The 15,546-nt window shown below is 65.5% G+C and carries 11 protein-coding genes; 8 read left to right on the forward strand and 3 right to left on the reverse strand.

The genetic code is table 11. The features are described 5' to 3' along the window. Positions 1-30 precede the first annotated feature (30 nt). Positions 31-1,140 (reverse strand): extracellular solute-binding protein, encoded by a 1,110-nt coding sequence (locus CS1GBM3_RS01990; protein WP_171946408.1) that lies wholly within the window; start codon positions 1,138-1,140, stop codon positions 31-33. A gap of 123 nt (positions 1,141-1,263) precedes the next feature. Between CS1GBM3_RS01990 and CS1GBM3_RS01995 the strand changes: the two genes are divergently transcribed. The 8 genes from CS1GBM3_RS01995 to CS1GBM3_RS02030 all read left to right on the forward strand — a co-directional run bounded on the left by CS1GBM3_RS01995 (position 1,264) and on the right by CS1GBM3_RS02030 (position 10,981). Next, positions 1,264-2,196, forward strand: coding sequence for a LysR substrate-binding domain-containing protein (locus CS1GBM3_RS01995; protein WP_072390682.1), 933 nt, complete (start codon positions 1,264-1,266; stop codon positions 2,194-2,196). A gap of 193 nt (positions 2,197-2,389) precedes the next feature. After that, a complete protein-coding gene (locus tag CS1GBM3_RS02000; RefSeq protein WP_072390685.1) occupies positions 2,390-2,848 on the forward strand; it encodes a (2Fe-2S)-binding protein in 459 nt (152 codons plus the stop codon). Between the two features lie 14 nt (positions 2,849-2,862). Next, positions 2,863-5,094, forward strand: a complete 2,232-nt coding sequence (locus CS1GBM3_RS02005; protein WP_083566958.1) for a xanthine dehydrogenase family protein molybdopterin-binding subunit — start codon at positions 2,863-2,865, stop codon at positions 5,092-5,094. Between the two features lie 4 nt (positions 5,095-5,098). After that, positions 5,099-6,136 (forward strand): XdhC family protein, encoded by a 1,038-nt coding sequence (locus tag CS1GBM3_RS02010; protein ID WP_244534523.1) that lies wholly within the window; start codon positions 5,099-5,101, stop codon positions 6,134-6,136. Positions 6,137-6,138: 2 nt separating this feature from the next. After that, positions 6,139-6,762, forward strand: coding sequence for a nucleotidyltransferase family protein (locus CS1GBM3_RS02015; RefSeq protein WP_171946409.1), 624 nt, complete (start codon positions 6,139-6,141; stop codon positions 6,760-6,762). Next, positions 6,749-7,462, forward strand: a complete 714-nt coding sequence (locus CS1GBM3_RS02020; RefSeq protein WP_244534524.1) for an ABC transporter ATP-binding protein — start codon at positions 6,749-6,751, stop codon at positions 7,460-7,462. The genes CS1GBM3_RS02015 and CS1GBM3_RS02020 overlap by 14 nt, the downstream gene beginning before the upstream one ends. 53 nt (positions 7,463-7,515) lie before the next feature. Next, complete coding sequence (locus CS1GBM3_RS02025) at positions 7,516-9,924, forward strand: FtsX-like permease family protein (RefSeq protein ID WP_083566960.1); 2,409 nt, start codon at positions 7,516-7,518, stop codon at positions 9,922-9,924. Further along, positions 9,914-10,981: a lipocalin-like domain-containing protein gene (locus CS1GBM3_RS02030; protein ID WP_072390694.1), complete on the forward strand. Its 1,068-nt coding sequence runs from the start codon at positions 9,914-9,916 to the stop codon at positions 10,979-10,981. Before CS1GBM3_RS02025 ends, CS1GBM3_RS02030 begins: the two co-directional genes overlap by 11 nt. Before the next feature lie 22 nt (positions 10,982-11,003). Here CS1GBM3_RS02030 and CS1GBM3_RS02035 read toward each other — a convergent pair whose 3' ends face one another. Both CS1GBM3_RS02035 and CS1GBM3_RS02040 read right to left on the reverse strand, forming a co-directional pair. Then, positions 11,004-12,179: an efflux RND transporter periplasmic adaptor subunit gene (locus CS1GBM3_RS02035; RefSeq protein WP_072390698.1), complete on the reverse strand. Its 1,176-nt coding sequence runs from the start codon at positions 12,177-12,179 to the stop codon at positions 11,004-11,006. Between the two features lie 13 nt (positions 12,180-12,192). Continuing rightward, positions 12,193-15,372, reverse strand: coding sequence for an efflux RND transporter permease subunit (locus CS1GBM3_RS02040; RefSeq protein ID WP_072390709.1), 3,180 nt, complete (start codon positions 15,370-15,372; stop codon positions 12,193-12,195). Positions 15,373-15,546 lie beyond the last annotated feature (174 nt).

The following is a 15,546-nucleotide window of genomic DNA, read 5'->3' on the forward strand; positions in this document are numbered from 1 at the left end:
TGCTCTTTCGAACGTGGGAGACGCGGCGGCTCAATGACCGCCGGAGGTGAATCTGGTCCAGGCGCGCGTCACGGTTCGGAGTGAAGCCGCATCGCGCGGCTTGGCGGCGAACAGCTTCGCGGTGATGTCTGTCGGCGGATAGATGTTCGGGTTCGAGCGGATGCGCTCATCGACGTGGGGCGTCGCGGCCGTGTTGCTGTTTGGATAGGAAAGCGTGTTGGTGATCTCCGCCATGACGCGCGGTGTCAGCAGGAAGTCGATGAAGGCGTAGGCCGCTTCGGGATGCGGAGCATCGGCCGGGATGGTCATGACGTCGAAAAAGATCTCGGTGCCTTCCTTCGGGATGGCGTAGTGCACTTCGACGTCTGCGTTGGCTTCGGCCGCACGATCGGCGGCAATGAAGGCATCGCCGCTCCATCCGAGCGCGAGGCAAAGATCGCCGGCGGCCATTTCGTTGATGATCGAACCTGTCTTAAAGTGACGGATGTTGGGACGGGCCGCGATCAGGAGCTCTTCGGCCTTCTGGATCTCCGCCGGATCCGTCGAGAACGGATCGAAGCCAAGATAGTTCAGCGCCACCGACATGATGCCTTCTGGGCTGTCGGCGACGGCAATGCCGCAATCCGTGAAGCGGCTTGCGATCTCGGGCTTGAAGATGATGTCGAGGCTGTTGGTCGGCGCGTCGGGCATGCGCGTGGCGATCAGCTTCGGATTGTGCATGATGCCGGTCGTGCCGTGGAGGTAGGGAACGGCGTAGGCGTTGCCGGGATCCTGATCGGCCAGGAAGCGAAGCGCATCCGCGTCGAGGGACTTGGTGTTCGGCAGCCTGGCGTTATCGAGCCTCTGCAATGCCCCCGCGGTGATCAACTGGCCGCTCGAGGAGGCCGTCGGCATCACGATGTCGTACCCGGTTTTTCCCGAGAGCACCTTGGTGGTGAGCATCTCGGTGGCTTCGAAGGTATCGTAGACGACCTTGATGCCGGTCTCGCGCTCGAACTCGTCGATGACCCTCTGGGGGACGTACTCGAACCAGAAGAAGATGTTCACGGTCTTGGCCGTGGTCGGGGCGGCGTAGGCGCCGGTCGCGCCGGCCACGAGCAAGGCGAGGCCGAGAAGCGAGCGGCGAAATCCAAGGGTCATGGCTGAAAACTCCATCGTCGGGCCGGAGGGAGCACCTACCTTCAGGATCGCGCTTGCGATAGAGCCCGACAAACGGCTATTTTTCCGTCGTGAGGTGATGAAAACTCATCTGATGGAGGGCCCATGGCGCTGCCGTCGCTGAATGCCATTCGCGCCTTCGAGGCCGCCGCCCGTCTCTCAAGCTTCAAGGATGCGGCTGAGGAGCTGAACCTCACGCCTTCGGCCGTGAGCCGCCATATCCGCTCGCTCGAGCAGATGCTTGGGGTGGCGCTGTTCGAGCGGGGCTTCCGACAGGTGCGCCTCACGGAAAAGGCGCAGCCCTATGCGCGGCGGCTCACGGATGCGTTCCACATCATCGCCAGTGCGACCGACGAGATCAGTGCCAGCGGATCGGGCCGCAAGAAGCGGCCGAAACGCGTCACGCTGTCGATCAACGCGGCGTTCATGAACCTGTGGCTTGCCGACCGCCTGCCGCGGTTTCGCACCGCCTGTCCGGACTGCGAACTCGAGGTTTCGATCCATGACGATCGCGGGCAGGGCGGCAATCCGCGCGCCGATCTGCGCATCCTGTTCACCGACGATGACGAGAGCGATGACGACGTCTCGAAATCGTCGGTCGTTCCGCTGGTCTCGCTCATCATTCTTCCGGTTTGCGCGCCGTCGCTGACCAAAGGCCCGGGTGCGCTGCGCAAGCCGTCGGATCTCGCGCGCCACAGGCTGTTGCACGAGAACACCACGGGATGGTGGGAGGAATGGATCGAGGGTGAAGGCGTAAATGGGGTCGATCCGAAAATCGGGGCCATCTTTCACGATCCGACGCTTGCGATTCGCGAGGCCGTGAACGGCGGAGGCGTGGCGCTTGCCGATAACATCATGGTCGAGGACCTGCTGGCGCGTGGGTTGCTCGTTACGCCGTTTCCGATCCGCCGCAAAATTCCGAGCCGATATGTGCTGGCCGTGCGGCCCGGTGCCGCGTCGCTCACCGGCGTGAAGCAGTTCCGTCAGTGGCTCGTCGCGGAGGTCGAGCGTCACAAACGCGCGATGAAACTTGGCTAGTCGGGATTTGCGGGCGCTCACACTGCCCTTGAATTGTGCATTTTCGCCGCGTGCGTGCGAACGCTATATCGCTGTGGTTACAGCAACCTAGCAATTCCTGTTCGCCATCCTCATATGCCGATCCACGTGCCTCTGGTCCGCTACGCGCGACTGCACGTACTCCACAAATCGGAAGACTTCGAGGGATCTCGAGATGACCACATTCAACCTCAATGGGCGCGATGTGACGATCAGCTCCGAGGACGACACACCGCTGCTGTGGGTCGTTCGCGACGAGCTGGGTCTCATCGGCACGAAATTCGGATGCGGCGTGGCGCAGTGCGGCGCGTGCACCGTATACCTTGAAGGAGCGCCCGTCCGCTCCTGCGTTACGCCGGTGTCGAGCGTGGCAGGACAGAAGGTCACGACCGTCGAGGGGCTTCAGGGCCCTGTCGCCGAAGCCGTGCGCGGTGCATGGCAGAAGCTCGACGTCGTGCAGTGCGGCTACTGCCAGTCTGGCCAGATCATGGCGGCGGCCGCGTTGCTGACCGAGACGCCAGCGCCTACCGACGAGGACATCGACAATGCCATGAGCGGCAACATCTGCCGCTGCAACACCTATCAGCGCATCCGGCTGGCGATTCATGACGCCGCCACGACGCTCAAGGGCTAAGGGGAGGTCGCATCATGTACGGTCAGGTAGACCTTTCTCAACTTCGCTCGCACATCCACTCGCGCTTTTCCCCGCTGTCTGAAGCCGTTGCCATGGACCGTCGCGGCTTCGTGCGGCTCGCGCTCGGCACCGGCGCCGGTCTTATGATCGGCGGCTGGCTGTCTAGTGCGGTGAAGGCGGAAGCCCCGGCAGCGGTCACACCGCCCACGGGCGAAGGCATCTTCGCTCCCTTCGTGCACATCACTCCGGACAATGTCGTGACCGTTCTGAACAAGCATCAGGACATGGGACAAGGCAACGCGACGGGGCTTGCTACTCTCGTAGCGGACGAGCTCGATGCGGATTGGGCGCAGGTGAAGGTCGAGTTCGCGGCGGCGAACGTGGCGCTCTACAAGAACGGCGCGTTCGGCATCCAGGGAACAGGCGGATCGACGGCGTTGGCCGATTCCTTCCTACCCTATCGCAAGGCCGGCGCCACGGCGCGTGCCATGATTGTCGAAGCGGCGGCGAAGCGCTGGGGCGTGGCTCCGGACACCATCAAGATCGAGAAAGGCGTCGTTTCCTCGGGCAACAACAAGGCGACGCTCGGCGAGCTTGCGAAGGAAGCCGCCGCTGTGCCGGTGCCTGCCGAGCCGACGCTCAAGACGCCGGATCAGTTCACTTACATCGGTAAGTCGTTCCCGCGCGTGGATAGCGTTGCGAAGACGACGGGGCAGCGCATCTTCACACAGGATGTGCAGCTTCCGGACATGCTGATCGCGACGCTGGCGCGACCGCCGCGCTTCGGCGGCACGGTGAAGTCGGTTGATGACAAGGCGGCGCGCGAGGTGAAGGGCGTGGTGGATGTCGTTACGACATCGCGCGGCGTCGCCGTGCTCGCGACCTCGACCTACGCTGCCATCAAGGCCCGCGATCAGCTCGACGTGACGTGGGACGAGAGCAAGGCGGACACGCGCGGATCGGACGCTCTCGTTGCCGAGTACAAGGCGCTTGCGGAGAAGCCGGGCCTCGTGGCGCGCAACGCGGGCGATGCCGAGGGCGCAATTGCGAAGGCCGACGAGGTGCTCGAGGCGACGTACATCTTCCCGTTCCTCGCGCATGCGCCGATGGAGCCGATGAACTGCGTGGCGCAGTTCAAGGATGGCAAGGCGACGTTATGGACGGGTTCGCAGCTGCAGACCGTCGACCAAGGCGTGGTGTCGGCGATCCTAGGCATCAAGCCGGAGGACGTGACCATCAACACGCTGTGGGCGGGCGGTTCGTTCGGCCGGCGCGGTGTGTACGATTCCGACTACATCGCCGAGACGGCTGAGATCGTGAAGGTTACCGGCCGCAACGTGCCGATCAAGCTCGTGTGGACGCGCGAGGACGACATCAAGGGCGGCTACTACCGTCCGATCTACGTGCACAAGGTGCGCGTGGGCCTCGACAAGGATGGCGGCATTCTGGGCTGGCATCATCGCATCGTCGGGCAGTCGATCGTCATCGGCACCGCCTTCGAGCAGGCTCTGGTGAAGGACGGCATCGACGGCACGTCGGTGGAAGGTGTTTCGGATTCGCCCTATGCGATCCCGAACATGCACGTCGAGGTGCACAACACGAAGGCCGGTCCTCGTCCGCTCTGGTGGCGCTCGGTCGGGCATACGCACACGGCCTACGTCATGGAGACGATGATTGATGAGATCGCGGCCGTCTCGGGCAAGGATCCGGTGGCCTTCCGCCTGTCGCTGCTCGAGAAGCATCCGCGGCATGTGGGCGTGCTGAAGCTCGCGGCCGAAATGGCCGGCTGGGACACCCCGCCGCCGGAAGGCGTGTTCCGCGGCGTTGCCGTGCACGAAAGCTTCAAGAGCTTCGTCGCCGAGGTGGCGGAGGTGCGGCTCGTCGACGGCAAACCGAAGGTCGAGCGCGTTGTTGCTGCCGTCGATTGCGGACTGGCCGTCAATCCGGATAACATCAAGGCGCAGGTCGAAGGCGGCGTGGGCTTCGGGCTCGGGGCCGTGCTGCACAGCAAGGTGACGCTCAAGGATGGCGTCGTCGAGCAGGGCAACTTCGACAGTTACGAGGTGTTGCGGATCAACGAGATGCCGCGTGTCGAGGTGCATCTCGTGCCTTCGGCCGAGGCGCCGACGGGCATCGGTGAGCCCGGCGTGCCGCCGATCGGTCCCGCGGTTGCCAATGCGGTTGCCATCGGCACCGGGCAGCGCGTTCGCGTGCTGCCGTTCGCCGAAGGGCTCAAGCTGGGATGAGATGATGCCTGAAGCTGGTTTTATCGAGACGAATGGAGCGCCCGCGGTCACCGCGGGCGCTCCGCGCGACGTGACGGCGATTGCACGGCAGTGGCTGGACGAGTTCGGCACCATTGCGCTCGCGACCGTCATCAAGACGTGGGGCTCGTCGCCGGTGCCGGTGGGCGGCCAGCTCGTCGTCGGGCCCGAGCAACGGTTCGAGGGTTCGGTGTCCGGCGGTTGCGTCGAGGCGGCGGTGATTACGGCCGCTGAGGAGGTGATTGCCTCGGGGCGGCCGAATGTCCTGGAATTCGGCGTCGGCGACGAGACTGCGTGGCGTGTCGGTCTGCCGTGTGGTGGGCGTATCGAGATCTTTGTCGAACGGCTGTCGGGCGCAGAGGATGCGGCGTATCTCGACGCGGTTCTCGAGGCGCGGCAGTCGCGGGCGCTGCTGGTGGTGGATACGCAGCTTACGGATGGAAAGCGCGTCCTTCATCGCGATACGGCGCCCTATGAGGCCGAAACGGCGGCCTTGCTAGACAACGGTGAATGCGTGCTGGTCGAGGCACCCGATGCGCGCCGCTTCCTGCATGCGCTGGCACCGCCGGTGCACGTGATCCTGATCGGTGCCGGGCATGTGGCGCAGGTGCTTGCCGATCTGGCGCAGCGCGTCGGATATCAGGCGACTGTGATCGATCCGCGATCCGCGTTCTCGGCGGAGACCCGTTTCGGCGGTGTGCCGCTGAGCCAGGATTGGCCGGAGACCATTCTGCCGAAGCTGGGTCTCGATGCGCGTACGGCTGTCATCACGCTCGCCCACGACGCGCGCCTCGATGACGAGACACTGCCGCTGGCGGTGCGCTCGCCGTGCTTCTACGTCGGTGCGCTCGGTTCGCGGCGGACGCATGAGAAACGCGTGGAGCGGCTTGCCAACGCTGGGATGACGGAGACCGAGATCGCGCGTATCGATGCGCCCGTCGGGCTGCCCATCGGTGCCAAAGGGCCGGCCGAGATTGCGGTCTCCATTCTTGGCGCCGTGATCAAGGCACGGCGCGGAGCGTGACAGTGGCGAGCAAGCCTCTGCTTGCGGCCGTGTTGCTCGCAGGCGGTGCGTCGCGCCGTTTTGGCGCGGACAACAAGCTGCTTGTGGAAGTCGACGGTGTGCCGATGGTGCAGCGGGTCGCGCGCGAGATTCTGGCCGCGGGCGTCGACGAGATCGTTGTCGTGACGGGTGCGGAGCACGAGGCGTATCTCAAAGCGCTCGCAGATGTTCCTGTGCGGTTCGTGCAGAATCTGGATTGGGATGCGGGCATCGGCAGCTCAATCGCGGTGGGTGTACGCGCGCTCTCTGAAGCGCCCCAGGGCGTTTTTATCGTGCCGGGCGACCTTCCCAATCTTGGAGCCGATATGTTCCGGCGGCTGGCCGCAGCGTTTGCTGAAGCCGGAGGCCATCGCGCGGTCCTGCCGGTGACGGAGCGGGGCGAGCAGCGTAACCCGGTGCTCTGGCCGCGCAGCCTGTTTCCGAAACTCGCAGCGCTTTCAGGCTCCAAGGGGGGCAAATCCCTGCTGGACACATTGGGCGATCAGCGCGTTGATGTGGCGTTCGGCGACGAGTCCGTGTTCGCGGACATCGATACGCAGGATGACTACGCGCGCTTGATCGCAGGAGCCAGAGGTGACGCTCATTGACCGGAAGGCGGAGCAAAGCGGGACGCGACCGGCGTCCCCGCTACTTGCAGTGTCTGGCCTCCGGAAATCCTATGCTACGCCGCAGGGCGCGCTGGCGGTGCTCAAGGGTGTGGACCTCTCGCTTGAGGCCGGACAGAGTCTCGCATTGCTCGGTGAATCCGGCAGTGGCAAGAGCACGCTCCTGCATCTGATTGCGGGTCTCGACGAGGTCGATGCGGGCGAGATCGTGCTCGAGGGCGTTCGTCTGGCGGGCCTCGCTGAGGGCGAGCGGGCAGCGGTGCGCCGCGAGCGAATCGGCATCGTCTTTCAGCAGTTCAACCTGATCCCGAGCCTCACTGTCGCCGACAATCTCGCATTCCAAGCGCGCGTCGCGGGGCGGTTCGATGCCGCTTGGCATGACGAGCTACTGGACCGGCTCGGGTTTTCTGGGCTCGAGGCGCGCTATCCCGAGCAGCTTTCGGGCGGCCAGCAGCAGCGCGTTGCCATCGGGCGTGCGCTCGCGGTCAAGCCGCGCCTTCTGCTCGCGGACGAGCCGACGGGCAATCTCGACGAGGCGACGGGAGACGAAGTGTTGCGCTTAGCGCTGGATCTCGTGGTGCGCAGTGGCTCGGCGTTCCTGATGGCGACGCACAGTACGCGGCTTGCCGCACGCCTCGATCGGCAAGTGCGCCTCGCGTCCGGCGTGCTGGTGGCGCCGTGACCCAGGCTCGGTGGATTTTCGTCACGCTAGCCAGCCATTGGCGGCGGCATCCGATGAACCTCGCGACACTCGTCGTAGGGCTCGCGATTGCGACCGCGCTGTGGAGCGGAGTGCAGGCGCTCAACGCGCAGGCGCGCGCGAGCTACGATCGCGCGGCGGCGGTGCTCGGACAGGCGGGCACGGCGAGCCTCGTCAGCGCCCAAGGCGTATTCGTGCGGCAGGACGATTATGTCGCTCTGCGCCGCGCGGGATGGCAGGTGTCGCCGGTGATCGAGGGCACAGTCCGGCTTGGGGCGCAGAGCTACCGCCTTGTCGGTGTGGAGCCGCTGACGGCTCCGTCCGGTTCGCCCGCGCGCGGGATCGCGACGGGTGATGATCTCGGCCGCTTCATCGGGCCGCCGGGGCAAACGCTCGTTGCGCCCGAGATGCTCGGCGAGCTTGGCGTTGCGGCCGGTGCAACGCCGAGAACGGAACGAGAGGAGGCGCTGCCGCCGCTCGTCGCGGCGCCCGACGTTGCGCCGGGATTGCTGGTTGTCGATATCGGCGTGGCGCAACGCGTGCTCGGACGTGCGGGGCAGATCACGCGATTGGTGGTGACCGGTGATACGGCACCCGATGCTGAAACCGTGAAAGCCGTCGTCGGAGATGCGCTGCGGCTCGAGCAGGGGAGCGAGGGCGGCGATCTCGCGCGGCTGACGGATAGCTTCCATCTCAATCTGACGGCCTTCGGGTTGCTGGCGTTTATCGTCGGGCTGTTCATCGTGCATGCGTCCGTGGGACTCGCGTTCGAGCAGCGGCTCGGTACGGTCCGCACGATGCGCGCGGTTGGTGTGCCGCTCGGTCTGCTGATGGCTGTGCTCGTGGGTGAGGTTGTGTTGCTGGCGTTGATCGCCGGCGCGCTCGGAATGGTGGCGGGTTATTTCCTTGCCGCGGCGCTGCTGCCCGACGTGGCCGCGAGCCTGGATAGCCTCTACGGCGCACATGTGGCCGGTGCGCTCAATCTTTCCCCGTTGTGGTGGCTCTCGGGGCTCGGCATGGCGCTCGGAGGCGCGTTGGCGGCGTCATTGCTGAGCCTCATAAAAATGGCGCGCCTGCCGGTGCTCGTCGCGGCGAAGCCGCTGGCGTGGCGCGATGCGCAGACGATGCAACTCAGGTGGCAAGGGGTGGTTGCCGCGTGCGCCATCCTGATCGCGCTTGGGGCTTTCGTCGGGGGCCAGGGTTTGGTGGCAGGCTTCGTCGTTATTGCAGGAGTTCTGCTCGGCGCCGCGCTGCTGTTGCCGCTGGCGCTGTCGGCCGTTCTGCGGGTTGGCGAGGCGTATGCCAGAGGCGCGTTGCAGCAGTGGTTCTGGGCTGATGCACGCTTGCAGCTTTCGGGCTTGTCGCTGGCGTTGATGGCGCTGCTGTTGGCGCTCGCTGCCAATGTCGGCGTCGGAACGATGGTCGAAGGGTTCCGCAAGACGTTCACGGGCTGGCTCGACGGGCGTCTCAACTCCGAGATCTATTTCGACGCGGCGAGCGCTGCGGATGGCGAGCGCGTCGCGCGCTGGCTTGGTGCGCGCTCGGAGGTCACGGCTGTGCTTCCCGTTTGGCGCGCGGAGACGCGTGTTGAGGGATGGCCGGTCGAAGTGGTCGGCACGCGCGATCATGCAACCTATCGTGCCGGGTTTTCGCTTTTGTCGGCTGTGCCGGATGCATTTGGTGTCGTGCATGCGGGCCGCGGCGTGCTGGTTAGCGAGCAACTGGCGCGACGGCTGGGCGTCGGCGTTGGCGATCGGCTGGCGATTCCCGGAACCGGGGCATTGTGGGATGTGCCTGTGGTCGGCGTCTACGCGGACTACGGCAATCCAAAAGGGCAGGTGCGCGTCGACATCCGGCAACTCGTGCACTACTGGCCGGAGGCGCGGCGCACGGGGTATAGCGTGCGTGCTGATCCGGATCGTGTGGACGCGTTGATTGATGCGATGCGGGCGGAGTTCGGGCCGGCGCTTGCCCGCGTTCTCGATCAAGCGTCGCTCAAGGCGATGTCGACGCGGATTTTCGATCGGACGTTCGCGGTCACGGGGGCGCTCAACACGCTGACGCTCGTCGTATCCGGGATCGCGCTGTTTGCGAGCCTGCTCGCGCTCGGCAATCAACGGTTGGCGCAGATCGCTCCCGTATGGGCGCTCGGCGTGCCGCGGCGGCGGCTCGGTGAGCTCGAGATCGGCAGGCTTCTTGTGCTGGCCGCCATCACGGAGGTGCTGGCGGTGCCGCTGGGCCTCTTGCTGGCATGGTGCCTGGTCGCAATCGTCAATGTGCAGGCGTTCGGGTGGCGGCTGCCGTTTCATGTCTTTCCGGCGCAATGGATCATGATCGTCGTGCTGGCGCTCGCGACGGCCCTTGCCGCGGCGCTCGTGCCGGTTGTGCGCCTTCGGCGGTCGGAGCCGCAGGATCTGCTCAGGGTGTTCGCCAATGAGAGCTAGGTGGGCGATCGCATTCGGCGTTCTCGCGGCGGCTATGCTTGCAACGCGCGCGCTCGCAGGCGGCTTTGCGGGGCTCGGCGAGGAGGCCCGTGGCTTTGCCGAGGTCGTACCGGGCAATGCGATCACCTTCCCCCAGGATTTCGGCGCCCATCCCGATTACCGCATCGAGTGGTGGTACGTGACGGCGAACCTCGCAGACGCGTCGGGGACGCCATACGGCGTGCAATGGACGCTATTCCGGCAGGCGCTGGCGCCCGGTCCACAGCGCGAGGGCTGGGCCAATCAGCAAGTCTGGATGGGACATGCTGCGGTGACGAGCACCGGCACGCATCGCTTTGCAGAAAAGCTGGCGCGCGGGGGCATCGGTCAGGCTAATGTCGCAGCGGCGCCGTTCCGCGCCTGGATCGACGATTGGTCGTTCGCGGCGGAGCCCAACGTCGATGGTCTCGCGGCTTCAACTCTCACGGCCAAGGGGACGGATTTCTCCTATGCGCTGCGTCTTGCCAGTGCGCGGCCGCCGGTGCTGCAAGGTGAGGGGGGCTTCAGCCGCAAGTCGGAACGTGGGCAGGCGTCCTATTACTACAGCCAGCCGTTCTTCGAGGTGGCGGGAACGCTGTCGCTCGACGGGCGGGAGATCGCCGTCACCGGGCAGGCGTGGATGGACCGCGAGTGGAGCAGCCAGCCGCTCGCGTCGGACCAGGAAGGCTGGGACTGGCTCTCGCTGCATTTGCCTAAGGGCGAGAAGCTCATGCTGTTTCAACTGCGGGGAGAGAACGACGCGCCGTTCCGCTCGGGAAGCTGGATCGCTCAGGATGGAAAGGTGACGCCGCTCGCCAATACGGACATCGTGCTGACGCCGCTTGATTGGCATCGCGTGGCCGGGCGGCGCCTGCCGGTTGCCTGGGGCGTGGAGGTCAAGAGCCGCGAACTTAAGATCGAGACCGAGCCGCTCAATCGCGAGAGCTGGATGGCGACGACGTTCTCGTACTGGGAAGGGCCGATCCACTTTCGCGGCACGCATGCCGGCGTCGGCTATCTGGAGATGACCGGCTATTGAGTGCTACTGAAGCGTTTTTTCTTCAGCGCATCTTCTGGCCCGTCGCGCGCGAGACGGTGGCCATGGTGACGGCGACCTTGTCGCCTTCGCGCAGCAGCGCGTTCGGCGCCAGGATCACGCGGTCCGAGGTGTCGAGGCCTGAGACGACCTCGACGCGCTCGCCGAAGTCGCGCCCAACGGACACGTTGCGGAAAACCACCTCGTCGGCTTCCACCACTGCCACTTTCTGGCGGCCGTCGCGCGTGACGAGCGTGTTAGTCGGCACGGTGACGGGGGCGCGATCGCGCGTCACGTCGAGGGTGACGATGCCGGTGAGGCCCGCGGGGATGCGCTCCTCCGGGTTCTGCATGGCGAGCTCGGCGCGCATGGTGGAGGACGCTTGGTCGATCACGCCTGTGCGGCGCACGACCGTGGCGGTGAAGACTTCGCCGGGAAGCTCGGCGAATTCCACCTTGGCTGCGTTTCCGCTGCGCACCTTGAGCGCGTCCGTCTGCGGCACATCCAGCTCGACGCGCAGCTCGTCCAGGCGCGCGATGCGGAACAACGGCGCGCTGGGCTGGGAGTCGCTTGCCGAGATGCGATCGCCGCGTTCGACGGCGCGCAGCACGACGGTTCCCGCGAAGGGCGCGCGCACGGTCAGGAATCCGACGACCTCGGTCAAACGCTGGACCTCGGCTTCGGCGGCGGCGAGGTCTGCTACGGCGATGCGCTCGTTCGCGGTGCGCTCATCCCGCTGCTGTTCGGAGACGTGCCCCTGCTTGACGAGCTGGTCGGCGCGTGCGGCGTTGACGCGGGCGAAGTCGAGGCGGGCGCGGGTCTGCTGGACTGTCGCCTTGGCGCGCGCCAGCTCCTGCTCCACCTCAGGTGCGTCGATCACAAGCAGGATGTCGCCTGCTCCGACTTTGTCGCCGATATCGACTAGGCGGCGCGCGGCGACACCGCTGGCGCGGGACGCGACGATCGCCTGCTCGGCGGCCGCGGTGCGGCCGGTCAGGACGATGGTTCCCGTTTCCTGCACGGGCTCCGGGTGCACGACGCGGACGGGCTTCGGCGGAGGGGTTTCGGCTTGGGCGTGGGTTTCTTTCGATTGCGCAGTCTGTGCCGTGACCGGGGTCGGTGCGTGCGTCCAGGCGACATAGCCTGCCGCGAGTGCGAACACTCCGGATACAGTGGCGAACAGGGTGCGTGCGACGCTCATCGGGTGTGCTCTCTCATCCGGACGTTGCGAGGCCGGGACGCTTATCGGCGGTTTCAGCGTGATGCGCTTCGGCGGCCGTCTCATGCCGGCGGCGCGCCAACAGGGCGAACAGGAACGGGACCAGGGTCAGGGTTGCGACCGTGCCGAGCATGAGCCCACCGACGACGGCGCGGCCGAGCGGCGCGTTCTGCTCGCCGCCTTCGCCGGCACCGAGCGCCATCGGCAGGATGCCGACGATCATCGCGGTCGCGGTCATGAGCACCGGGCGCAGGCGCGTGTGCGCGGCGTCGATGGCGGCATCGAGCGGGCTCAATCCTTCGGCAAGGCGGTCGCGGGCGAAGCTCGTGACCAGAACCGAGTTCGCTGTCGAGACGCCAATGACCATGATGAGGCCCGTGAGCGCTGGCACCGATAGCGGCGTGCCTGTGACGGCGAGGCCCAGGAAAGCGCCCGTGATGGCGACCGGCAGGCCGCTCATGGCGATGAATGGCAGCAGCCAGGATTGGAAGTTCACGACCATGACCAGATAGACGAGCACGGCGGCGAGCGCGATGCCGCCGGTCATCTCGGCGTAGGCCTGCGTCATCGAGCGCGCCTGACCGGCCACCTCGATGCGGTTGCCGGGTTTCAACCGTGCCGTGACGTCGGCGATGATGGCCTCGACCTCGGAGTAGACGCCGCCCAAGTCCCGGCCCTCCACGTTGGCGAGCACGGTCATCGTCGGCATCAGCGTCGTGCGGTCGATGTTGGCGGGGACCTGCCGCACCTGCAGGCTTGCGATGGTGCGCAACGCGACTGTGCCACCGCCATTGGAGGCGCGCACCGGTGTGTTCATCAACTGCTCGATCTCGCCGAGGTGCGAAGGCGGAGACACGATTTGGACGGTGTAGGCCGCGCCGATGACGGGATCACTCCAGAACGTGGGTGCGACTGTTCCGCCTGTGCCGAGCGTTCCCAGGATAGCGTTTGCTGCGTCCTGCGGCGTGACACCGATCTGCAGCGCGCGGGTGCGATCGATCTCGATGTAGTAGCTTGGCAGATTTCGAACCTGTCGCAAGGTGACGTCGACGGCTCCGGGCACCTTGCGAATGCGCTCCCGCAACTCGCGTGCGGCTTCGCCGTTGCCCACGGTGTCGCGACCGATGATCCGCAGCTCGATGGCGGTTTGTGCACTGCCGGCGAGTGTTTGCGCCGTCGCATCGGCGGGGCGGAAATAGAACGTGAGGTCGGGGAAGCGCTCGTGCAGCATGCGGCGGATGGCGCTGGCATATCCGGCGGTGGGAGCGTGTTCCCGGGCTAGCTGGATCAGGATCTCGCCGTCGAACGAGCCGATGACGCCGCTCTCGACCCAAGCCAGGTTGACGGGTTCGGGGGCGCCGATGTTCTCAGCGATGAAGCCGATCTCGTTCTCAGGCACGATCTCGCGGATGGCGCGCTGGATGTCGGCAAACGTGCGCGCCGTCTCCTCAACACGTTGTCCCGCAGTCGTTCGCGCGTAGATGCGGATCATACCGGCGTCAGTTTCGGGGAAGAATTCGCTGCCGAGGCGCGTCAGAGTCCAGCCACCGAGCGCAACGACCGCGGCTAGGGCAGCAAGCGGAATGATCTTGTGGCGGGATAGTAAGCGAACGTTCCGCCCTGCTGCGGCGGATGCGCGCCTGATCACGCCCTCGAAGCGGCCCGTGCTCTCCTCGTGGGGGCCCGTCGCGTTCTCATGCGCATGCAGCATCATCATCGCCAACGACGGCACAAGTGTTCGCGAAAGCACGTAAGAAGCTGCCATCGCGAACACAACGGCGAGCGCGAGCGGGATGAAGACGAAGGCTGCCGTGCCAGTGAGAAGGAAGAGAGGGGAGAAAACGATACAAATCGATACGGTCGAGACGAATTCCGGGAAGGCCACCTCGCTGGCGCTGGTTAGGACTGCTTCCCTCAACGGTTTCCCGTTTTCCAGATTGCGGTTGATGTTCTCGATCTCGACCAGCGCGTTGTCGACGAGAATACCGATGGCGAGCATCAAGCCGCCAAGTGTCATCAGGTTGAACGTCTGGCCCAGCAGTGACAACCCGGTCACCGAGGCGAGCAGCGCCAGCGGGATCGAGGTCAGCACGATCAGCGACGAGCGCCAGCTGCCGATGAAGATGAGCACGACGAAGGCCACCAGACAGCCGACGATCAGGCCTTCTTTCAACACGCTGTCGACGGCGTTCTCGACGAAAACGGACTGGTCGAAGATCGGGGCGATAGTGACGCCGTCGGGTGCCGCAGCGCGGAGCTCGGGCATGCGCGCCATAATTGCGCGCACGATGTCGACAGTCGATGCGTTGCCGAGCTTCAGGATCGACACAAGAACTGCGTTCTGGCCGTCGAGGCGCGCTACGTTTGTCTGCACCGCCTGCCCATCGCGCACGCTCGCGACGTCCGAGATCTTGATCGTGCGCCCTTCGACAGAGCGCAGCGGCAAGTCGGCGAAAGTGGCGACTGTCTCCGGGCTCGCGTTGGTCATGATCAGGATTTCACGCGTTCCCGTCCGTAGGGTGCCGGAGGGGAGCGTGAGGTTCTGCGTGGCGATCGCACGCGCGATGTCGCTGGGCGAGAGGCCGTGAGCCTGCAAAGCCTCGGGATTGAGATCAATCATCACCTGACGGGCGGCCCCGCCATACGGCAGGGTCAGGCGAATGCCCGGAATGGACTGGATCTGTGCGCGTAGTTGCAGGCGCGCATAGTCGAACAGCGCACCGTCGTTCAGCGTGTCGGACGCTAGCACGAGCTGCAGCACCGGCACGGAGGAGGGAATGTACGGGATGATGAGCGGCGGCGTCGTTCCGGGCGGCATGCGCCGCAGGATTGTCTGGCTCACCGATGTCACCTGGGCGAAGGCGTTGGTGACGTTGGTTCCGGGCTGGAATGCGATACGGACGATGGCAACGCCGTTCAACGTCTCGGAGCGCAGCTCGCGAATGTTGTCGACATTGTTCATGATGGCCAGCTCGCTGAAGGATGTCAGCTTGCTTGCCATCTCCTGCGGGTTGAGGCCTTGATAGGTCCAGATGACGTTGATTGCCGGAATGTTGACCGTCGGCAGAATGTCGGTCGACATGTTGCGCGCCGACAGGGTGCCGAACAGCAGCAGCAGGATGGCCATGACGCCGACCGTGTGTCGATGCGCGATGGCGTATCTTACGATCCACATGCTGATCCCTCGCGCCTATCGGCGAAGTCGCATCGACAGGACGCACGCCACCGCGGCACGCTGCCGAACCCCGATCAATTCGGTCAGTTATATCTGACCAATCGGTGCGCGGGAGCGGCGCCGACGTCGCGGTCGGGTTACAAATTCGTTAGCTTTGCCCGTTTTTTAGCAGTG

It is taken from the genome of Hyphomicrobium sp. CS1GBMeth3, from assembly GCF_900117455.1.
Classification (GTDB): Bacteria; Pseudomonadota; Alphaproteobacteria; order Rhizobiales; family Hyphomicrobiaceae; genus Hyphomicrobium_C.

Excerpts from the sequence above, each read along its gene's own strand:
- CS1GBM3_RS01990 (WP_171946408.1), bottom strand. The coding sequence starts at position 1,140 with ATGACCCTTGGATTTCGCCGCTCGCTTCTCGGCCTCGCCTTGCTCGTG.
- CS1GBM3_RS01995 (WP_072390682.1), top strand. The coding sequence starts at position 1,264 with ATGGCGCTGCCGTCGCTGAATGCCATTCGCGCCTTCGAGGCCGCCGCC.
- CS1GBM3_RS02000 (WP_072390685.1), top strand. The coding sequence starts at position 2,390 with ATGACCACATTCAACCTCAATGGGCGCGATGTGACGATCAGCTCCGAG.
- CS1GBM3_RS02005 (WP_083566958.1), top strand. The coding sequence starts at position 2,863 with ATGTACGGTCAGGTAGACCTTTCTCAACTTCGCTCGCACATCCACTCG.
- CS1GBM3_RS02010 (WP_244534523.1), top strand. The coding sequence starts at position 5,099 with ATGCCTGAAGCTGGTTTTATCGAGACGAATGGAGCGCCCGCGGTCACC.
- CS1GBM3_RS02025 (WP_083566960.1), top strand. The coding sequence starts at position 7,516 with ATGAACCTCGCGACACTCGTCGTAGGGCTCGCGATTGCGACCGCGCTG.
- CS1GBM3_RS02030 (WP_072390694.1), top strand. The coding sequence starts at position 9,914 with ATGAGAGCTAGGTGGGCGATCGCATTCGGCGTTCTCGCGGCGGCTATG.
- CS1GBM3_RS02035 (WP_072390698.1), bottom strand. The coding sequence starts at position 12,179 with ATGAGCGTCGCACGCACCCTGTTCGCCACTGTATCCGGAGTGTTCGCA.
- CS1GBM3_RS02040 (WP_072390709.1), bottom strand. The coding sequence starts at position 15,372 with ATGTGGATCGTAAGATACGCCATCGCGCATCGACACACGGTCGGCGTC.